Source organism: Chryseobacterium sp. BGARF1 (assembly GCF_001677955.1).
In the GTDB taxonomy this organism is placed as follows: domain Bacteria; phylum Bacteroidota; class Bacteroidia; order Flavobacteriales; family Weeksellaceae; genus Chryseobacterium.
In genome coordinates, this window is record NZ_LELA01000055.1 from 25162 (window position 1) to 44494 (window position 19333).

Genomic DNA, 19333 nt, shown 5'->3' on the forward strand with positions numbered 1-19333 from the left:
AATTGAGGCGGATTTTTTATTTACATTCAAATTTATATTTGTAGTCATGTTTACTCATCTACAAAAAAGGTTTCATTTCATCTTCGATTTGAGTCCTCAAATCCATAAGACGTTTAGCGTACTTTTCCTGTTGTTTTTCTTCTTCAGTTTCAGGAATCCATTTCGGAACAGGGAGTTTTTTACCATTTTCATCTACAGCTACAAATACAATGATGCAATGCGTTTTCTTATCAAAAGTAGGTTGCTTCAAATTTCTTGAGAAAACATTGATCGCAATATGCATACTCGAAGAACCCGTATAAATTACCTGCGCTTCCACTTTTACAATTTCTCCGATTTTAATAGGTTCGTAAAAACGTATTCCGCCCACATAAACTGTTACAGAATAATTTCCACTCCATGTTGTTGCGCATGCGTATCCGGCTTGGTCGATCCATTTCATTACACTTCCGCCGTGTACATTTCCACCGTAATTTACATCTGAAGGTTCAGAGATAAACTGAAAAGTAACAGGTTTGTTATCCATTTTTTTAATTTTAATAAAGGTATTTAATAATTTTCAGAATTTTATATTTAGCCTTACTTTTGAAGATTAAATTTTAATTATGAAAAAAGTTTTTCATCTTAATACCTGCGACACTTGCAGAAAGATTTTAGCACAGTTTGATTTGTCAGATTGGGAAAAAAGAGAAATAAGAAAAGAGCCGATTACCAAAGAAGAGCTGGAGGAAATGTATAAGCTTACAAAGTCTTATGAAGCATTATTTAGCAAGAAATCTACTCAAATCAAATTGAGAGAATTGGATGTAAAGTCTTTAACAGAAAATGATTTTAAAGATTTGATCTTAGATCATTATACTTTCTTAAAACGTCCGGTTTTTATTACAGATAAAGAAATTTTTGTAGGAAATGACAAGAAGAACGTAGAGGCTTTGAAGATATTTTTTGGAGTGGAGTAAGCCTGCCACGAAATTCACAAACTTCAAGATATTTGCATAATTATCCCACAGATTACGCAGATTTACACAGATTTTTTCGCATGAAGAGTTATAAATCTAAACCTCACAGGTTTTTAAAACGTGTGAGGTTTTTTGTGTGCTTCATCCAAAAAGATTTTTAGAATTTTAACAGCTTGTTTGGAACAAAAGTAAAAGTTGTTTGATTCCAAACAAACTGCGGGAAACAAAGCACAGTTGACGGAAGTCTCAAACAGATTGTGGGAAACAAAATTCAATTGCGGGAAGTTCCAAACAAACTGTGGGAAACAAAACACAATTGCAGGAAGTCTTAAACAGATTGTGGGAAACAAAATGAAATCGCAGGAAGTTTCAAATCAACTGCAGGAAACAAAACACAGTTGACGGAAGTCACAAAACGAGTGTTTTGCAACCAAATAACTTTTACGGAAACTATGAATCGAGGAGAAGTAAAGTATAATTGACTGAGGTTTAGCCCTGATTGCAGTGAAAATCCTTTTTTGAAAAAAAAGATTGCAACGGAAAGCAGGATTAAGCTCCTAAAAAAAAGACCGTTCTGTAAAATACAAAACGGTCTTTAAAATATTTAAATTTCCTTAAATAAATGGAGTTTTCACCACTTTTGCAGGAATGTTTTTATTTCTTACCTGAATAAAGATTTCGGTACCTAATTTGAAGTGCGATTTATCAACATACGCTAATCCCAAACCGATTTTTTTCATCGGAGACTGCGTTCCTGATGTTACTTTCCCAATTACATTTCCTTCAGCATCTACCACAGGGTAATCGTGTCTTGGAACTCCTTTATCAGTCAATTCAAAACCAACTAATTTTCTGGTAATACCTTCTTCTTTTTGTTTTGCGAAAATTTCTTTAGAAACAAAGTCTTTGTCAAACTTTGTGATCCAGCCTAATCCCGCTTCAAGTGGAGAGGTTGTATCGTCGATATCCATTCCGTACAAACAGAATCCTTTTTCTAGTCTTAAAGTGTCTCTAGCAGCCAATCCGCAAGGAATAATTCCTTCTTCAGCTCCCGCTTCAATAATAGCGTCCCACAATTTTTCTGCAGATTCGTTGTTGAAATAAATTTCAAAACCACCACTTCCTGTATATCCAGTGTTTGAAATAATCACATCACTAACGCCAGCAACGGTACCCACGGTAAAGTTGTAATAAGGAATTTCTGAAAGGTTAGTTTCTGTTAATTTCTGAAGAATTTCAGTCGCTTTTGGTCCTTGAATAGCCAATAAAGACATTTCGTCTGAAGCATTGGTCATTTTTGCACCGAAGCTGTTGTATTTTGAAATATGATTCCAGTCTTTATCGATGTTTGAAGCATTTACCACTACAAAATATTTCTCATCTTCCATTTTGTAAACGATAAGGTCGTCTACAATTCCTCCGTTTTCGTTTGGAAGGCAAGAGTACTGAGCTTTTCCATTTTCTAAAACATCCACATTGTTGGTTCCCACAAACTGCAAAAGGTCTTTTGCACCTGCACCTTCAATGAAAAACTGTCCCATGTGAGATACGTCAAATAATCCTGCTTTTTCTCTTACTGCAAAGTGTTCTTCCGTTACTCCGGAATATTGTACAGGCATTTCAAATCCTGCAAAAGGTACTATTTTCGCTCCTAAAGAAACGTGTTTGTCGTACAATGCTGTTTTTTTCATAGGTAGATTTATTTCTATTTTTTTATTTTAAAACTTTCAAAAGTTTCGTTAAAAACTTTCATGTAGTTTCCGTTCCAGTGTTTTTGTTGGCAATTGATGCTTACAAGAAAAAAGTTTTTATCTTTCTGATATAATTTTGTAAACCAGAAAAGTTTTTCTTTTTCATCAAAATATTCATACTGATATTCTGTATATCCTTTTTTACTGCCTGTAATTTTTACTTTTTTTTCGTCATCTTGAGAGTTATACAACGCCAGAATAAATTTTTTCACCTCTACTTTTGGTAGATTCAAATCACGATATTCTGAAATGGTAATTGCACCAATTTCATTGGTGGGGAAGATGTTTACAATTCCATCATCATTGGTTGCCTTCCAGGTATCGGGCATGATGATTGAATAATTTTCGCTTTCATAAAGCTCAGTTCCCAATTTCTGAGCATGCGAATAAACGCTCAGTAAAAATGTGGTCATTAATACAATTTTTTTCATCGGTGTGTTTTTAAAAATGATGTTTATATTCTTCCAGAATGATCTTAAACCATTCTGTAAATTGTTCAGGATGTTCAGAAATTTCTTTATCTAAATTTTCTAACGAAATATAACGGACTTCCTCAACTTCATCTTTATTTAAATTAAATTCTGAATGATAAGTTCCGGTAAAAACATGGTCGAGCTCGTGCTCCCAGAGTCCACCTCCAACGTCTGCTTTATAGATAAAATGAAATTTTTCTGAAAGTTCGGCATCAATTCCCAGTTCTTCATTTAATCTTCTTTTTGCTGCTTCAAGATAGGTTTCTTCAATTCTGGGGTGCGAACAAACTGCATTGGTCCATTGGTGAGGAGAATGGTATTTTTCTGCAGCTCTTTTCTGCAACAGCATTTCACCGTTTTGATTAAATAAAAAAACTGAAAAAGCCCGATGAAGTAAGCCATTTACATGAGCTTGCTGTTTTTCCATCAAACCTAAAACTTCATCTTGAGGATTTACCAATACTACGAATTCTTCCATTCCTACAAATTTAAGTTTAAAACGTGATTTTGTAAAATAAATGTTTAGTTTTTTTAATTATTTATGAAATTTTAGCTTTTTTGAATACATTAAATACCAATGATGTTTATGAAAAATGTAACGAAGTAATGGTTTTCGTTGATTTTAAATTTGATTTTGTGTTAAAATTTTAACATAAACTAAGATTAATATGACTGTTTGGATGAGAAAGTGTAACTTTGCACTTTAAAATTTTGAAGCAATGGAACTAGATTATATTGAGCATATCAGTCCGATTCTAAAAGACGGAATTAAAAATTATCTTATCGATATCGATGGAACAATTACAGAAGATGTTCCCAACGAAGAGCCGGAAAGAATGGTGACTTGCGAGCCTTTTCCAGATGCACTAGAAACCGTTAATAGATGGTATGACGAGGGTCATCAGATTTGTTTTTTTACTTCAAGAACTGAAAATTTAAAACAAATTACCATTGATTGGCTAGATAAACACGGTTTCAAATATCACAGCGTTTTGTGCGGAAAACCAAGAGGCGGAAATTATCACTGGATCGATAATCACTTGGTAAGAGCTACAAGATACAAAGGCAAATTTACCGACTTGGTAGAGAAGCAGGTAACAATAGAAGTTTTTAAAGAAGATTAAATCATAGAAGAGATTTAAAGATTAAACGAAAGGTGAAAACCAAAAATTCTTTTAATTTTTAAATCTTTTTACATTTTAAATAGATTATAAGTTAGTTATGAAAGTTTTAGCAAACGACGGTTTAGATCAATCTGGGATTGATGCATTAACTGAAAAAGGCTTTGAAGTAATTACTACAAAAGTTCCGCAGGAGCTTCTTTTAGATTACATCAACGAGCACAAGATTCGTACAGTTTTGGTGAGAAGTGCGACACAGGTAAGAAAAGATATTATTGATAATTGTCCGTCGCTGGAAATCATCGGAAGAGGTGGAGTTGGGATGGATAATATTGATGTAGATTATGCAAGAGAAAAAGGAATTCATGTGATCAATACGCCTTCTGCTTCTTCAGAATCGGTTGCAGAATTGGTTTTTGCTCATTTGTTTTCGGGAGCTAGATTTTTGCAGGATTCAAACAGAAAAATGCCTTTGGTTGGTGATACAGAATTTGCTTCGCTAAAAAAAGCTTATGCTGCAGGTATTGAATTGAAAGGAAAAACCATCGGAATCGTTGGGATGGGAAGAATCGGTCAGGAGGTTGCTAAAATCGCTTTAGGGTTAGGAATGAGAGTAATTGCTGCTGATAATATGGTTGGGAAAGCAAGTATTAAAGTAACTTTCTACAACAATCAATTCATCAATGTTGAGATCGAAACTGAACCTTTGGAACAAGTTTTAAGACATTCAGATTTTATTACGCTTCACGTTCCGGCTCAGAAAGAAGGTTATATGATTGGTGCATCTGAGTTTGAAATGATGAAAGATGGTGTTGCTATTGTTAACTGCTCAAGAGGTGGCGTGATTGATGAAACTGCTTTAATTGAAGCCTTAGATTCAGGAAAAGTAAGATTTGCAGGTCTTGATGTTTTCATTAATGAGCCGACTCCTTCAAAAGATATTATTACACATTCTAAAATTTCGGTAACTCCACATACCGGTGCATCAACACTGGAAGCTCAGGATAGAATCGGACTTTCTTTGGCAGAGCAGATTACAAGTATTTTTCAAGTACACTAAAAATAGTGCTACAATAAAAAATCCGCTGTAACTTTACGTTGCAGCGGATTTTTTTATATGAAATTTTTATTATTTCTTCTTTAATTCATCACGAATTTCAACAAGCAATTGCTCTGTAGCTGTTGGTACCGCAGGAGCTTCGGGAGCTGCAACTTCAGCTTTTCTCATTCTGTTGATTGTTTTTACAAGCATGAAAACAACCAATGCAAGAAGTATAAAATTAATCGCTACCGTAATGAAGTTTCCGTAAGCGAAAATAGCTGCGTCAGGAGCAAGTTCTTTAGCTTTTGCAAGCGTAGATCCTGCAGGAATATTTTCAGAACCTTTTCCTATTGCGAAATAAATACTGCTGAAATCTGGTTTTCCAACGATTGCCGCGACGATAGGCATAATCAAATCATCAATCATACTCGTTACAATTTTTCCGAAAGCACCACCGATAATTACACCGACTGCCAGGTCAAAAGCATTCCCTTTAACGGCAAATTCTTTAAATTCTTTAATAAATCCCATAATTTATATTTTTAATTGTTTTAAACAAAAGTATCATTTAAAAATAATAAATCTTAAATGTTTTGGGTATTTTTTTTTGCTTTAAATTATCAGAAATTATCATTAAATTGAAAAAAAACAATCAGAATGAAAATTTTTACGGTAGAAAATATCAGATTGGCGGATCGATATACGATTCAGAATGAGCCGATTTCGTCTGATCAATTGATGGAAAGAGCTTCTTCACTTTGCGTAGAATGGATCTTTTCGAATTGTAAACATCATACAAAATTTGCAATATTTTGCGGAAACGGAAATAATGGGGGTGATGGTTTTGCCATTGCGAGAATGCTGTATCTGAAAGGCTTTGATATCGATGTTTTTATCAATAAAGAACAGTTGAAATTTTCTAATGAAGCTTTGATCAATTATAATAGATTGAAAGATATTTTTGGTATTTCATTAATCGATTTTCATGATGTTTCAACATATAATTTTGATGAAAAAACAGTAATTATCGATGCACTTTTCGGAACCGGATTATCAAGAAGTCCCGAAGGGATTTTTAAAACGGTGATTGAAGTTTTAAATTCAAAAAATAATCCTAAAATTTCGATTGATATTCCGTCAGGACTATTTGCGGATCAGATGAATGATGAAAACTCAACTATATTTAAAGCTGATTACACATTGACTTTTCAGTTTTGGAAAAAAAGTTTTCTTCATCCTGAAACTGGAAGTTTTATCGGAAAAGTTATTGTTTTAGATATCAATTTAGCTAAGGAATTTATTGAAAATACTCAAACTGATGATTTTGTAATTGATGATGAAGTTATTCTTAATATTTTTAAAGTACGACAAGATTTTACCCATAAAGGCACTTATGGAAGATCAATTATTGTTGGCGGAAGTTATGGGAAAATAGGGGCTGTGGTTCTGGCGACTAAATCTGCTTTAAAAACGGGTTCAGGGTTAACATTTGTTTTGGCACCGAATTGTGGTTATGAAATTCTGCAGACAAGTGTTCCAGAAGCAATGTTTATGGATGGGGGGGAGAAATTTATCAATCAAATTGAAGAGGTAGAAAATGCTGTTTACGGAATTGGTCCTGGTTTAAGAACAGAGAAAGAAACGGTAAAAGCTTTGCTGGAGTTTATTGAAAATCATCAATCTCCTTTAATTTTGGATGCAGATGCTTTGAATATTATTTCTAAAGATAAGAGCTATTTAAAATTAATTCCTAAAAGATCAATTATTACCCCGCATCCGAAAGAATTTGAAAGACTTTTCGGAAAAACTGAAAACTCATTTGAAAGGTTAGATCTAGCTAAAACAAAGGCTAAAGAGTTGGGGATTTATATCGTTTTAAAAGATCACCATACGCAAGTGGTAACTCCAGAAGGAGCAGTTTTTTACAATGTCACCGGAAATTCAGGCTTGGCAAAAGGAGGAAGCGGAGACATTCTTACCGGAATTATTACTTCACTTTTAGCTCAAAGATATTCTGAAGAAGAAGCCGCAATCTTTGGGGTTTGGCTTCACGGAAAAGCGGCTGATTTTGCCGCCGAAAAACATTCCAAAGAAGCGATGCAACCTACAGATGTTATTAATGAGCTTGGAAATGTGTTTCTGTATTTAAACAAAAAAGCCACAACTCAGTTGTGACTTTCAGATTTTATATGTTTTAAAAATTATTCAGGTTTAGCATTTTCAGCTTCTGTAATTTTTAAATTTTTAGAATAAAGCATAATGATAAATCCTGCAATCATGAACGGAATCGATAAAATCTGTCCGGTATTTAATCCTGCAAAAGAAATAAATTCGTCACCTTGAGGCTCTTTCAGGAATTCTACAAAGAATCTGATTGCCCATAGAATAATGAAGAATAAACCAAATAACCATCCTTGCTGGTATTTTTTGTCAGTTTTTCTGTATAAAGTCCAAAGTAAAATAAACAATAAAACATAACCTACCGCTTCAAATAACTGAGTAGGATAACGTGGAATTGTTACACCGTATTCACTGCTTTGTTGTGGAAAAAGAATTGCAAATGGTGAACTAGGATCAACTGGTTTACCAATGATTTCAGAGTTGAAAAAATTCCCCATTCTTACAAAAGCTCCACCTATCGCAACTACAATTCCTAATCTGTCATAAACCCAAAACGGATTTTTTTTGATGATTTTAAATGAATAATAAAGAGTCGTTAGAATTACAGCAATTGTAGCTCCGTGACTTGCCAATCCGGAAAAACCGGTGAATTTTAAACCATTTTTTGTACTGATTGGTAAGAAAACACTCCAGAAATCTTCTTTAAATAATTCAGGCTGATAAAAAATAACGTGCCCCATTCTTGCTCCCAGAATAGTACCAATTAATGTCCAGGTAAAAATAGGCTCTACATATTTCAGGTTTACATTATCAGTTTGATACATCTTTGTCATTAAAATATAGCCTATCCCAAATGCGAAAATAAACATCAAACTATAAAAGTGCAGTGTAAAAGGCCCCAATTGAATTCCGGGAGTAATATCCCAAATTTTAAATGGAGTTTCTAATGAAACAGTGTCGCTTGGAGCTATCGGTTTTTTAGTTTTTACCGCATATTTCAGTGTTTCAATTTTATCTTCAGAGATGTTTGAATTTTCTACAAGCTTAAAATCTTTATCAAAAAACTGATAGTTTGCGTTCTTATAATTATTGATAAGAATTGCATTAGAATGATATGGGTCTGCTTCAACATTGGTTTTGGTGAAAATAACCAAGGTATTGTCATTGGTCACTACATCAGCAAATTTATTAATGTTTCTAAATTCTGTACTGGCATAAATTTTTACAGGTAATTCTGCAGAATTAATTTTTAATGTTCCGTCAGATAAGCTGTCTTGATGATTCTGGGCAAAAAAACATTGGGTAACCAATGCGAATAGCACAAAATAAATTCGAAAGAAAATATTACTCATTTTTATTTGTTTATTATTGAATATTTTATTTTTTTGGAGGAACAGGGTCATAACCGCTTCCACCCCAAGGATGACATTTTGAAATTCTTTTTACACCCAGCCAAAATCCTTTAAAAATACCATGAACCTGCAGAGATTCTACCATATAATGTGAACAGGTAGGTTCGTATCGGCAATTCTTGGGAAGTAAGGGCGAAATAAACCACTGGTAAAATTTAATAAGAATTACCAAAGGTGAAGTGATGATTTTGTTAAATGAAAGTTTCAAAACATTGCAAAAGTAGGGTAAAAAATTGAAATTTAGTTTAAATTTGTTTGAAGTTTCAGACTGTAAACAGATGATTGGTCGGATAAATTAATCGCTTTATCAATTCTGTTTATTTTCATCAAATATTTAAAATTCAAATAGATAAAATCTTGAATCACAACACTCCTTTAGCAGAAAGATTAAGACCAAAAACCTTAGATGAAGTTTTAGGGCAGGAGCATCTTACCGGTGAGAAAGGCACCATCCGGAAAATGCTGGAAAATGACGCCTTAAATTCTCTTATTCTTTGGGGACCTCCGGGAACCGGAAAAACGACTTTGGCAGAAATTATTTCGGAAAAATCAGGAAGGAAATTTTTTAAACTTTCAGCAGTTTCCTCAGGCGTAAAAGATGTGCGCGATGTGATAGAAGATGCAAAAAAGCAAAACCTTTTTTCAGGAAAATCTCCGATTCTTTTTATTGATGAAATTCACCGTTTTAATAAATCTCAACAAGATTCTCTACTTCACGCTGTAGAAAAAGGCTGGGTGGTTCTTATTGGTGCAACTACCGAAAACCCAAGCTTTGAAGTGGTTTCAGCATTGCTTTCAAGAAGCCAGGTTTACATATTAAAAGCTTTGAGCCACGAAAAACTGGAGGAGCTTATTGATATTGCATCAGATAGATTTAATAAAGATGAAGGAACTGATTTTAAGATTAAAGAAAAAGAAGCTTTCATTCAGTATTCTGGTGGTGATGGCAGAAAGCTGATTAATTCTGTAGAGTTGGTACTCAATCAGTTTAAAAATTCTGATAATAAAGAAATTTCCAATGACGATGTGATGTCGGTTCTTCAGGAAACGATGGCGCTTTATGATAAAAATGGTGAGCAACATTATGATATTATCTCAGCTTTCATTAAATCAATGCGTGGAGGTGACCCTAACGGAGCAGTGTATTGGTTGGCAAGAATGATTGCAGGTGGTGAAGATATTAAATTTATTGCTCGAAGAATGCTTATTCTTGCTTCTGAAGATATTGGCTTGGCGAACCCGAATGCTTTGGTAATTGCGAATAATTGTTTTCAGGCGATTAACGTTATTGGAAATCCAGAATCGAGAATTTTACTGAGTGAAACGGCGATTTATCTTGCGGTTTCACCCAAAAGTAATTCAGCTTATATGGCAATTAATGATGCTTTGGCTTTTGTGAAGAAAACCGGAAATCTTCCTGTTCCTTTGCATTTGAGGAATGCTCCGACAAAGTTGATGAAAGATTTAGATTATGGTAAAGAATATAAATATGCCCATTCTTTTGAAGGGAATTTTGTAAATCAGGATTTTTTGCCGGAAGAAATAAAAGATGCCAAATTCTATGAGCCCGGAAATAATGCCACCGAAAAGAAAATCTACGAAGAACTTAAGAAAAAATGGAATAACAAATATTAGTCATAAAAAAAACGGATGTTCAAAAGAGCATCCGTTTTTAAATATAATTTGATTTTATTATTTTGCTGTAGTCGTAATAAATACCGATTTTACACCGTTATAATCTTTAACTTCAACCTGCTGAGCAATTTCAGCATATATTCTCATATTGGTATCTTTAAACTCATATCCTTCAATGATTACAGGAGTATCTTTAGGAAGATTGTGCTGCTCGTTATATTGCGCTAAGCTTACATTATCTAAAGGACCTACATTGTTTTTAAACTTAACCTCAGTAAGGCCTTGGTCTGCAATAAAGCTGAATTTTTTAAGTTTTTGAGGTAAATTAGCCGCTTTATATGCCTGCTTACTTTGTACATATTCTTTTTGGTTTTCAAACAATGTTGTTGTACCCACCATATCTCCTAAAACAGCAAATTTTACCTTTGTATTTTTCTGAGCAAATAATGTTGCAGATGCAAAAATAAATAGAGAATATAGAATTTTTTTCATAGTTAATAATATAAGTGTTAAAAACGTGATAAATATACTTACTTTTTGTAAAATATCAAGGGAAATTTTAAATTAATTGTAAAATATTGATGGATAATAGTTTTTGGAGCGATTCTAAATATCTTCATCTATAGAATTTTCATTTTTTTCTACCAAATTCTTAAGCATGTTTTTAAATTTTTGAAACATGAATGAACTCAGCAACAAAATAATTCCTAAAATAATAAAAGCGATAATTCTTGAAACGTTATCCATTTGCCAAACATCATAAAGATATAATTTGAGAATGGTAATGCCGAGTAAGCCAAAACCAATTTTATTGAGTTCAGGAATGTTCTTTTTCAAACCTGCGAAAATAAATCCGCAAGATAAAACTGCCCAAATAATAGGAAGATACAGAATGCTGAAATGTTCTTGTAGCTGAAAAATATTTTGATAAGTTGTGTTATTTAAGAAAATATAAATTCGGTATAACTCAAAACTTATAGAAAGAATGCAGACCAATGAAATAATCCAATAGCTGATTTTCTCTTTTAAAAATTCAGATTGTGGAACCAGTTTTATAATTAAATAAAATAGCGGAACTAAATAAAGTAAGTAAATCCCATACAATCCTAAACCAATTTCTCGGTTAATTACTGCATAAACAATTTGTGAGCTTGAAATATGTGCTATATATAAGAGGAGTAGGACATAAATCAATATGTTTTCTAAGGTTTTCGGAATGCCTACTATTTTTTTTAAGATTAATAATAAACTTATAAAAACAATACTGTACAGAAAGCTATAGGTAATAATAATGACAAGACGCAATGACGAAAGCTGATAAATCAATTCAAATAAAACAGAAAGGTAAATCACACCAAAACATAAAACTTTAAAAGCATTTTCAAAAAAATCGGTATCACTTTTTTCTTTAGATTCTTTTTTCAATAAAATTAAATTGAAAAAACAACTCGCAATAACCACTAAACTTGTCAGAAAAACAGGATTGAAAACGATAGTCAAATGTTTTGCATCATTTATATATTCAGTCCAGGTCATTATCTGAGATAAAATAACAAGTGGAAACAGCAGGTAAAAAAAGATTTTGAAAATACTGTGACTTGTTTTTTTCCATATATATAATAGAAGAGCCGCTTCAATTGCCCAAACACTCGTGATGAGATGAGTTTTAAAATGCAAGGCAAAAGCTAAAGTCAAAAGACTGATTCCGATTCCTGCAAAAACCGAATAATTTCTTTCAAACTTTTTATTCTGATATTCTCTGAATGTAAAAAATGCATTCACCAACGCAAAAATAAGAGGGAAAATACTCAGCGGTTCATATCTTAAAGTACTAAATATATAAACCAATCCGATAATACTTGAAAAATTTATTAAAACCAACATCAAAATATCAAGCTTGGAAAGCTGAGTGGTTTTAAAATAATTCTGAAGCGCAAAAGCGTAAAAAATAATATAGGTAATGATATAAAACAGAATACTGATAAAATCAGTTTTCTCGACTGTCCAGAAATAAAGATAGATTGCTGTGAAAATAAAGGCAATCCAACCTACACTTTTCCAGTTTTTCAAATAAACGGTAATCAACATTCCGATATTTAAAAGAGATAAATAAGTGAAAAGGAAAATGTAGTTGCTTTGTCCGGTGCTGATCATCAGTGGTGCTAGAAATCCTCCGAACAATGAAAAAATAATCAACGTTTCACTGTTATAACGGTAAGAAAGGAAAATTGAAAGCAGAGTAATGGCGCAGGTAATTGCAAATGCCATGTTCTGTGTAAATAAATGATACTCTCTGAATGCAATGGTCGTGGTAAAATAGAGTACAGCAACTCCGCCACCCATAATGATAGATGAGAAAATACTGTAATTTTTCCTAATAAAATGAGCGGAGACGATAAGAATAAATCCTGACAGAAAACCAATTCCCATTCTTGCTCTTTCCCCAATCCAGTTTTTATCGATGGCGTATTTTACAAAATAGCCGATTCCCAAAACCAAAGTAAAGATTCCGATAATGGTAAGGACGTTCTGTTTTATAAAATTAAAAAGCGGAGTAAGCCAATCCTTTTCAGGTTCAGAACTATCTTCAATGGTTTCAGGAATTGGTTTTTGCTCAACTTCATTTCCATTATTGAGTAAAGTTTCAGACTTAATAGTCTCCGTGGAAGTCTGTTCTTGTTTTTCAATCTTGGCTTTGTCTTTTGATAAATCAGAAATTTTCTGTTCCAGAATTTGGATTTTTCTGTTCAGTTTTTGATAAACTAAGACAATCAATATAATGAGTATGGTGATGAGTGCGTAGATCATTCATTTGATTTACTGCCAAATATAGTGATTTGAAAGTTTAACCTTTGAAAAACCTTAAGCAAGATCTAATGCTCTTCTTCTTTCCAGTTTTCTTCTATTAATTTCATTAAAAAATCCGGACATTTAATTACTTTTTGGGTTTCTGAATTTAGAAAAAATAGAGTAGTGGAAGCTTCGGTAATTTTAATTCCGTTTTCGTTATAAATTTCGTATTCAAATTCAATTCTCACTCCCGGAATTTTTCTCATAAAAGTGTGAATTTCTAATTTTTGATCGTATAGTGCTGGTTTTAAATACTTAATTTTATAATCAGAAACCGGAAGCCAAATTCCTTGCTTCTCTATCTCGTCATAAGAGACTCCGATGCTGCGAAAAAGTTCAACGCGGCCCAGCTCAAAATACGTTGCGTAATTACCGTAATATACATATTTCATGGGGTCTGTTTCTGCGTAACGTACTCTTATTGAGTGTGTTGAGTGTATCATTTTTAAGTCTTAATTATACATACAAATATATTTTTAAATAATCAATATGGGAATATTTTTTTATGAAAATAAAATATGAGACCTTTGTTGTCCTCCTAAAAAGACTCACTAATAGAATTAATCAGGGCATAAAAATGAACGAAAATTTAATGATGATATGGCAGAAGTGTCTTCAATTTATGCGTGACAATCTTAACGCAGCTGAAGATAATTCTGATCTTAAAAAACTTGAAAAATCTTTCGATTTACTATTCGACAAAATACAACCAATTTCATTGGTTGATAATAATCTTACGTTGATGGTACCGAGTGATTTTTACAAGGAATATATTGAAGATAATTATCTATCATTGCTTTCCGCTGCCCTAAAGAAAAATATTGGTAAAGGGGTAAAACTTTGGTATTCGGTAATGGAAAATAAACCTAGCGGTTTAGAAAAAGCTGTTACCATGAATATGAAAGGGAAATCTGTTCCTACACCGAAAGTTCAAGAGACTATGCCTCAGGGATTTTCTGGGAATATTGTAAATCCTTTTGTTGTTCCGGGAATCAAAAAAGTAAATATTGATTCTAATCTTAAAGCAGATTTTTCTTTTGATAACTATGTAGAAGGGGAGAGCAATAAATTTGCTTCTACGGTTGCTAGATCAATCGCTAAAAGACCTGGAGCAACTGCTTTTAACCCTTTGTTCTTATACGGAGGTTATGGAGTTGGTAAAACACACTTAGGTCAAGCTGTAGGTCTGGAAGTAAAAAGTCAGTTTCCTGATAAAGTAGTTCTTTATTTATCTTCAGAAAAATTCATTCAACAATTTATTTCTGCTGCGAAAGCTCATAAACAAACCGAGTTTGCTAATTTTTATCAAATGGTAGACGTTCTGATTATTGATGATATTCAGTTCTTGTCTGGAAAATCAGCGACTCAAGACAGTTTCTTCCATATTTTTGATTATTTGCATCAAAATGGAAAACAGATTATCCTTACTTCTGATAAGGCTCCGGTTGATATTATGGATATTCAGGACAGAATTGTTTCCCGTTTCAAATGGGGACTTTCTGCAGAGATCAAATCTCCGGATTTAAATACACGTAAACAGATTATTCAAGCTAAATTAAGCAGAGACGGTATCGTTCTTACTGATGATATGCTTGATTTCCTTGCTGCAGAAGCAAAAACCAATGTAAGAGAATTAATTGGTATCATTAATTCTGTTATCGCTTATTCTACGATTTATAAATCAGATTTAAGCTTAGAATTATTAAAAGAAACCATCAGTAAGATTGCAGCTAACCAGAAAAAAGTGATCAACATTCCTTATATTCAGGATGTAGTTTGCGATTATTTCGGAATTAAAAAAGAGCAGCTTTTATCTAAAACAAGAAAAAGAGAAATTGCACTTCCGAGACAGTTGGCAATGTATTTTTCAAAAGAATATACTAATGCTACTTTTAGTAAAATTGGTGAAGAAATGGGAGGTAAAGACCACTCAACGGTTATGTACGCTTGCGATACCATTAAAGATGTTTCTAAAATAGATAAAGAAATTAAGAAATACGTAAAAGACTTGACAGAAAAAATCAAAAATTAATTCTGTACAAAATATTTATAGAAAGGAGAATAGGCTTATTCTCCTTTTTTATTTAGCTTTGTTTGAAGAAATATTATTAATTAAATTTTTAAATGATATTGAGATGAAAATTTTAATGGTCTGCCTTGGAAATATTTGCAGAAGCCCCCTTGCTGAAGGAATTATGCGCTCAAAACTTCCTGAAGATTTTATCGTAGATTCAGCAGGAACTATCGATATGCATCAGGGAAGCAATCCTGATAAAAGATCTATAAAAATCGCTGCCAAATACGGGATCGATATTTCAAAACAACTTTCAAGACCGATTACTACAGAAGATTTAAATCACTTTGATAAAATTTACTGTATGGATTTGAGTAATTTAAAAAATGTGATTTCTTTAACTCAAAATGAAGAGCAACGAAGCAAAATTTCATTATTAATGGAAGCTGCAGATCTTGATCACGCTTCAGGAGAAGTTCCTGATCCTTATTGGAGCGAGCTAGATGGTTTTGAACAAGTCTATCATCAGCTGGATGAAGCCTGCGAAAAAATTGCGAAAAAACTTCTCATTTCGAAAACTCAAAACTCATAATTTACAACTCATAACTTACCAAAAATGCTTTTTCTACTTCCCGCTTATCTTTCAGAAAATACTTCAATCAGCCATTTTTCGCCTGTCATAAAAGATTACATTATGCAGACCGATTATTTTTTTGTTGAAAATGAAAAAACAGCAAGAAAAGTCGTTAAGTTTTTTGCACCGGAAAAAAAACAGTCTGATTTAAAACTTTTCCTATTAGATAAATATACTGAAAACGCAGATATTAAAGAAGCTCAGGATAGAATGCTTAATGGACAGGATTTTGGACTGCTTTCTGAAGCCGGACTACCATGTATTGCCGATCCCGGAAATTTAATCGTAAAATGGTGTCACGAAAAAAATATCAGAGTAGTTCCTATTTCAGGACCTTCATCGATTATTTTAGCGTTGATTTCAAGTGGTTTTAACGGCCAGGAATTTACTTTTAACGGATATTTGCCGATTGACAAAAGCGAAAAGAAAAAGCAAATCATGCATTTGGAATCGATGGTTCAGAAAACAGGATATTCTCAGATCTTTATGGAAACACCTTATCGAAATAATGTGCTTTTAGAAGATCTAACTAAATTTTTATCACCCAATACAAAGCTTTGTATCGCTGCAAATATCAATGATCCTGAGCATGAATTTATCAAAACAAAAACAATAAAAGATTGGCAAAAACAAAAACCGGAACTACATAAAATTCCTGCAGTTTTTGTTTTGGGAAAATAATTGATGCTATATAATCTCTCGCAGATTAAGCAAATAGAGCAGATTTCTATTTATTAAAAAATCTGCGTAGTCAGCAAAATTTGCGAGAGAAAAACATTATAAATTATTAACTACTCTTTTAATTCCATCTAAAATATTTGTGGTATTAAAATTAACAAGTAGTCCCAATTTTTTATCTGAAAGCTTTAAATAAGTATAAAGTTGTTTATAGTGAATATCTTCAATAGACTTCACTGATTTTAACTCTAAAATTACCTTATCTTCCACAAGGATATCAATTCTAAAATTTATATCAAATAATTTGTCGTTATATTTTACAGGTAATAACAGCTCTGATTTTACATTAAGACCATTTTCTTGTAATTCGTAGACTAAAATTCTTTGATAAACAGATTCAAGTAATCCCGGACCTAAAGTATTGTAAACATTAAAAATGCATTTCTTATCAAATAAGAAAGTTCGTTTTCATCCATTTGTTTTTTTATGAAAATAATAAAAATTCACAGATTATTAAAATCACTAATAGAAATATTTTAAAGTTTAAAATCTGCGTTATCAGCAAAATCTGCAAGAGAAAAAAATATTAATTATTATCTGTAGATTTTTTCTTTCTGTTTCTCCATTTTTTCCATATCAAAATAACAACTGGAACTAATAAAAAGAATGGCCAAAGAGAAATAATTCCTAAGAAAAATGCTACAAAACTGTTCCAGCCTTCTGTGAAAGAATCTCCAAATCGGCTTCCAAAACCAATTTTTGAGGTTGCAGAATTCCTTACTTTTTCTTTGTATAGCATTAGATTCAAAGTGCTGTAGTTTACTCTGTCATCAATGAAACGAAGTCTACCTTCCGCAACGTCAATTTCATCTTCAAGCTCGCGAATATTTTCCTGAATTTCCAGCATATCTTTCGTCGTTTTTGCACTTCGAAGCATATCGCGGTATTTTTCAAGATAAATCTTTTTGTTGGCTAATTTTATTGAAACATCGGTATATTCCTCGGTTACATCATCGGAAGCAATATTTTTAGATAAAACTAACCCAATTCCGTTTGAAAAAGAATTAATTAAAGCATCAAAATTTTTGTGTGGAACACGGATGGTGAAAAAATGTTTCTCATCAATATCAGTATTGTTAAAACGCTCAGTTTGTATATAAGCGTTGTTGCTTTTTACAATTTCATTGACTTGTTGATGGGCTTTTTTAATATCACCAACCTGAATATCAAGATCGCCATTTTTGATAATTTTCTTAACAATAACATTATTTTGTGATGTTGAAATATTTGAGGGTAGATTAACAGCTTTTGCTGAAATTCCACTAACTGGTACTTCTTGAAGAGGCGGCGGTGGTGGCGGCGGTTCATCCATATCTGCTGCATAGCTCGTAGCTTTATCTTCTGAGATTATCTCAACTAGATCAGACTTTATTTCTTGCTGATTACCGGATTTGTTGCAGTTAATAAGGATTAAGAGAAATAAAGGGATAAATAATTTATTCATAGATTGATTTTGTGAATTTGAGCAAAAACTATGCTTAAAATCTAGAATTACTTTTATATTTTTATTGAATGAAAAAAAGTCTTTTAGCATTGGCATTTTTACCGATATTCAATTTCGCTCAGGAAAGTCCGAAACTGACGGATGAAATGGCGATAAAGTTATCCGAAAAACCGCTTCATTGCATTAATCAAGAATATCCGAATAAAACGGCACATATTATTAATAATGCCAATGAAGTAATTTTGACGCCGAAAGATTTGCACCCAAGTTTTTATGGGTGTTTTGATTGGCACAGCTCTGTTCATGGTCATTGGATGTTGGTTCGATTGTTGAAAACAAAACCCAATTTATCAGTTGCTAAAGACATTGAAAAAATATTAGACAATTCATTTACAAAAGAAAATCTACAAACTGAAGCTGATTATTTTTCAAAATATCAGTTAACAACAACTTTCGAAAGAACTTACGGTTGGGCTTGGTTATTAAAGCTAGATGAAGAATTAATGACCTGGAATCATCCGAAAGCAAAAAGCTGGCATCAGAATCTGAAACCCTTAACGGATAAAATTTTAAGCTCCTGGAAAACCTATCTTCCAAAACAAACGTATCCCAACAGAACGGGAGTTCATCCAAACACAGCTTTTGCAATGGTTTTTGCATTAGATTGGGCAAGAGCAACAGGTGATAAAACTTTTGAAAACGAATTGATTGAAAAAGCTAAATATTTCTATTTAAATAATACCAAAACTCCGGCATATCTAGAACCGGATGGTTCAGATTTTTTTTCTCCGAGTTTAGAAATTGCAGATTTGATGAGAAGAATTCTTCCTCAGAAAGAGTTTGTAAAATGGCTTGACCAATTTTATGAGAAAAGAAGTGTCGAAAATATCGAAAAAATTCCTGTAGTAAGCGATTTGAGCGATTATCAGACTGTGCATTTAGTAGGTTTATCTTTTACAAAAGCCTGGTGTATGAAAGGCATCGCAAAGTCTCTCCCAGATAATCATCCGTTGAAAAAACAATTTCAAAAAACAGCAAATATCTTTTTAAACAACGGACTTCCGCTATTGTTTCAAGGGAATTATGGTGGAGATCATTGGTTGGCAAGTTTTGCAGTGTATGCTTTGGAAGATTAAATT

22 protein-coding genes are annotated in these 19333 nt (G+C 32.7%); 10 read left to right on the plus strand and 12 right to left on the minus strand.

The features are described 5' to 3' along the window. Window positions 1-58 precede the first annotated feature (58 nt). A complete protein-coding gene (locus AB671_RS10385; protein ID WP_066677263.1) occupies window positions 59-526 on the minus strand; it encodes an acyl-CoA thioesterase in 468 nt (155 codons plus the stop codon). A 79-nt stretch (window positions 527-605) separates the two neighbouring features. Here AB671_RS10385 and AB671_RS10390 point away from each other — a divergent pair, with 79 nt between their 5' ends. Both AB671_RS10390 and AB671_RS10395 read left to right on the plus strand, forming a co-directional pair. Beyond that, window positions 606-959, plus strand: coding sequence for an arsenate reductase family protein (locus tag AB671_RS10390; RefSeq protein WP_082987279.1), 354 nt, complete (start codon window positions 606-608; stop codon window positions 957-959). Window positions 960-1154: 195 nt separating this feature from the next. After that, window positions 1155-1361: a hypothetical protein gene (locus tag AB671_RS10395; protein ID WP_066677259.1), complete on the plus strand. Its 207-nt coding sequence runs from the start codon at window positions 1155-1157 to the stop codon at window positions 1359-1361. 212 nt (window positions 1362-1573) lie between these two features. Here AB671_RS10395 and gcvT read toward each other — a convergent pair whose 3' ends face one another. Genes gcvT through idi form a run of 3 tightly spaced genes read right to left on the minus strand, consistent with a single transcriptional unit; the run spans window position 1574 to window position 3661 of the window. Then, on the minus strand, window positions 1574-2650 hold the full coding sequence (gene gcvT, locus AB671_RS10400) for a glycine cleavage system aminomethyltransferase GcvT (RefSeq protein WP_066677257.1): 1077 nt from the start codon (window positions 2648-2650) through the stop codon (window positions 1574-1576). Between the two features lie 14 nt (window positions 2651-2664). Continuing rightward, window positions 2665-3141, minus strand: a complete 477-nt coding sequence (locus AB671_RS10405) for a hypothetical protein (protein ID WP_066677255.1) — start codon at window positions 3139-3141, stop codon at window positions 2665-2667. A gap of 10 nt (window positions 3142-3151) precedes the next feature. After that, a complete protein-coding gene (idi, locus tag AB671_RS10410) occupies window positions 3152-3661 on the minus strand; it encodes an isopentenyl-diphosphate Delta-isomerase (RefSeq protein WP_066677253.1) in 510 nt (169 codons plus the stop codon). A gap of 241 nt (window positions 3662-3902) precedes the next feature. On the opposite strand from idi, the gene AB671_RS10415 reads away from it, so the two are divergent. Both AB671_RS10415 and AB671_RS10420 read left to right on the plus strand, forming a co-directional pair. Continuing rightward, window positions 3903-4307: a phosphoheptose isomerase gene (locus tag AB671_RS10415; RefSeq protein ID WP_066677251.1), complete on the plus strand. Its 405-nt coding sequence runs from the start codon at window positions 3903-3905 to the stop codon at window positions 4305-4307. 97 nt (window positions 4308-4404) lie between these two features. After that, complete coding sequence (locus AB671_RS10420) at window positions 4405-5364, plus strand: D-2-hydroxyacid dehydrogenase (RefSeq protein ID WP_066677249.1); 960 nt, start codon at window positions 4405-4407, stop codon at window positions 5362-5364. A 69-nt stretch (window positions 5365-5433) separates the two neighbouring features. Here AB671_RS10420 and mscL read toward each other — a convergent pair whose 3' ends face one another. Then, window positions 5434-5877, minus strand: coding sequence for a large conductance mechanosensitive channel protein MscL (gene mscL / locus AB671_RS10425; RefSeq protein ID WP_066677248.1), 444 nt, complete (start codon window positions 5875-5877; stop codon window positions 5434-5436). Between the two features lie 126 nt (window positions 5878-6003). Here mscL and AB671_RS10430 point away from each other — a divergent pair, with 126 nt between their 5' ends. After that, the gene (locus tag AB671_RS10430; protein ID WP_066677247.1) at window positions 6004-7521 is read left to right on the plus strand and encodes a bifunctional ADP-dependent NAD(P)H-hydrate dehydratase/NAD(P)H-hydrate epimerase; all 1518 of its coding nucleotides are present in this window, start codon (window positions 6004-6006) and stop codon (window positions 7519-7521) included. A gap of 26 nt (window positions 7522-7547) precedes the next feature. On the opposite strand, the gene lgt is transcribed toward AB671_RS10430, so the two are convergent. Beyond that, complete coding sequence (gene lgt / locus AB671_RS22775; RefSeq protein WP_066677320.1) at window positions 7548-8396, minus strand: prolipoprotein diacylglyceryl transferase; 849 nt, start codon at window positions 8394-8396, stop codon at window positions 7548-7550. Window positions 8397-8844: 448 nt separating this feature from the next. Further along, on the minus strand, window positions 8845-9087 hold the full coding sequence (gene yidD, locus AB671_RS10440) for a membrane protein insertion efficiency factor YidD (RefSeq protein WP_066677245.1): 243 nt from the start codon (window positions 9085-9087) through the stop codon (window positions 8845-8847). 149 nt (window positions 9088-9236) lie between these two features. Here yidD and AB671_RS10445 point away from each other — a divergent pair, with 149 nt between their 5' ends. Further along, window positions 9237-10514, plus strand: coding sequence for a replication-associated recombination protein A (locus AB671_RS10445; RefSeq protein ID WP_066677243.1), 1278 nt, complete (start codon window positions 9237-9239; stop codon window positions 10512-10514). Between the two features lie 57 nt (window positions 10515-10571). On the opposite strand, the gene AB671_RS10450 is transcribed toward AB671_RS10445, so the two are convergent. From AB671_RS10450 to AB671_RS10460, 3 genes are all read right to left on the minus strand, one after another. Continuing rightward, window positions 10572-11006 (minus strand): hypothetical protein, encoded by a 435-nt coding sequence (locus tag AB671_RS10450; RefSeq protein WP_066677241.1) that lies wholly within the window; start codon window positions 11004-11006, stop codon window positions 10572-10574. A gap of 114 nt (window positions 11007-11120) precedes the next feature. Further along, window positions 11121-13322, minus strand: a complete 2202-nt coding sequence (locus AB671_RS10455) for a DUF2339 domain-containing protein (protein WP_066677239.1) — start codon at window positions 13320-13322, stop codon at window positions 11121-11123. Between the two features lie 65 nt (window positions 13323-13387). Continuing rightward, window positions 13388-13807, minus strand: a complete 420-nt coding sequence (locus tag AB671_RS10460; RefSeq protein WP_066677237.1) for an acyl-CoA thioesterase — start codon at window positions 13805-13807, stop codon at window positions 13388-13390. Between the two features lie 134 nt (window positions 13808-13941). Between AB671_RS10460 and dnaA the strand changes: the two genes are divergently transcribed. From dnaA to AB671_RS10475, 3 genes are all read left to right on the plus strand, one after another. Beyond that, entirely contained in the window at window positions 13942-15396 is a 1455-nt protein-coding gene (gene dnaA / locus AB671_RS10465; protein WP_066677318.1) for a chromosomal replication initiator protein DnaA, read from the plus strand. Window positions 15397-15499: 103 nt separating this feature from the next. After that, window positions 15500-15970, plus strand: coding sequence for a low molecular weight protein-tyrosine-phosphatase (locus AB671_RS10470; RefSeq protein ID WP_066677317.1), 471 nt, complete (start codon window positions 15500-15502; stop codon window positions 15968-15970). Between the two features lie 24 nt (window positions 15971-15994). Beyond that, complete coding sequence (locus tag AB671_RS10475; protein ID WP_066677235.1) at window positions 15995-16693, plus strand: SAM-dependent methyltransferase; 699 nt, start codon at window positions 15995-15997, stop codon at window positions 16691-16693. A 96-nt stretch (window positions 16694-16789) separates the two neighbouring features. Here AB671_RS10475 and AB671_RS10480 read toward each other — a convergent pair whose 3' ends face one another. Together AB671_RS10480 and AB671_RS10485 are read right to left on the minus strand one after the other, a co-directional pair. After that, window positions 16790-17128, minus strand: a complete 339-nt coding sequence (locus AB671_RS10480; protein ID WP_317040113.1) for a GxxExxY protein — start codon at window positions 17126-17128, stop codon at window positions 16790-16792. 148 nt (window positions 17129-17276) lie between these two features. Then, window positions 17277-18194, minus strand: a complete 918-nt coding sequence (locus AB671_RS10485) for a DUF4349 domain-containing protein (RefSeq protein ID WP_066677316.1) — start codon at window positions 18192-18194, stop codon at window positions 17277-17279. A 68-nt stretch (window positions 18195-18262) separates the two neighbouring features. On the opposite strand from AB671_RS10485, the gene AB671_RS10490 reads away from it, so the two are divergent. Continuing rightward, window positions 18263-19330 carry a DUF2891 domain-containing protein gene (locus AB671_RS10490; RefSeq protein ID WP_066677227.1) on the plus strand — a complete coding sequence of 356 codons (1068 nt, stop codon included), beginning with the start codon at window positions 18263-18265 and terminating at the stop codon, window positions 19328-19330. Window positions 19331-19333: the final 3 nt, after the last annotated feature.

What these genes read in the sequence shown, in the direction of transcription:
- AB671_RS10385 (WP_066677263.1), bottom strand. Translation starts at nt 526, where the DNA reads ATGGATAACAAACCTGTTACTTTTCAGTTTATCTCTGAACCTTCAGAT.
- AB671_RS10390 (WP_082987279.1), top strand. Translation starts at nt 606, where the DNA reads ATGAAAAAAGTTTTTCATCTTAATACCTGCGACACTTGCAGAAAGATT.
- gcvT (WP_066677257.1), bottom strand. Translation starts at nt 2,650, where the DNA reads ATGAAAAAAACAGCATTGTACGACAAACACGTTTCTTTAGGAGCGAAA.
- AB671_RS10405 (WP_066677255.1), bottom strand. Translation starts at nt 3,141, where the DNA reads ATGAAAAAAATTGTATTAATGACCACATTTTTACTGAGCGTTTATTCG.
- idi (WP_066677253.1), bottom strand. Translation starts at nt 3,661, where the DNA reads ATGGAAGAATTCGTAGTATTGGTAAATCCTCAAGATGAAGTTTTAGGT.
- AB671_RS10415 (WP_066677251.1), top strand. Translation starts at nt 3,903, where the DNA reads ATGGAACTAGATTATATTGAGCATATCAGTCCGATTCTAAAAGACGGA.
- AB671_RS10420 (WP_066677249.1), top strand. Translation starts at nt 4,405, where the DNA reads ATGAAAGTTTTAGCAAACGACGGTTTAGATCAATCTGGGATTGATGCA.
- mscL (WP_066677248.1), bottom strand. Translation starts at nt 5,877, where the DNA reads ATGGGATTTATTAAAGAATTTAAAGAATTTGCCGTTAAAGGGAATGCT.
- AB671_RS10430 (WP_066677247.1), top strand. Translation starts at nt 6,004, where the DNA reads ATGAAAATTTTTACGGTAGAAAATATCAGATTGGCGGATCGATATACG.
- AB671_RS10450 (WP_066677241.1), bottom strand. Translation starts at nt 11,006, where the DNA reads ATGAAAAAAATTCTATATTCTCTATTTATTTTTGCATCTGCAACATTA.
- AB671_RS10455 (WP_066677239.1), bottom strand. Translation starts at nt 13,322, where the DNA reads ATGATCTACGCACTCATCACCATACTCATTATATTGATTGTCTTAGTT.
- AB671_RS10460 (WP_066677237.1), bottom strand. Translation starts at nt 13,807, where the DNA reads ATGATACACTCAACACACTCAATAAGAGTACGTTACGCAGAAACAGAC.
- dnaA (WP_066677318.1), top strand. Translation starts at nt 13,942, where the DNA reads ATGAACGAAAATTTAATGATGATATGGCAGAAGTGTCTTCAATTTATG.
- AB671_RS10470 (WP_066677317.1), top strand. Translation starts at nt 15,500, where the DNA reads ATGAAAATTTTAATGGTCTGCCTTGGAAATATTTGCAGAAGCCCCCTT.
- AB671_RS10475 (WP_066677235.1), top strand. Translation starts at nt 15,995, where the DNA reads ATGCTTTTTCTACTTCCCGCTTATCTTTCAGAAAATACTTCAATCAGC.
- AB671_RS10485 (WP_066677316.1), bottom strand. Translation starts at nt 18,194, where the DNA reads ATGAATAAATTATTTATCCCTTTATTTCTCTTAATCCTTATTAACTGC.
- AB671_RS10490 (WP_066677227.1), top strand. Translation starts at nt 18,263, where the DNA reads ATGAAAAAAAGTCTTTTAGCATTGGCATTTTTACCGATATTCAATTTC.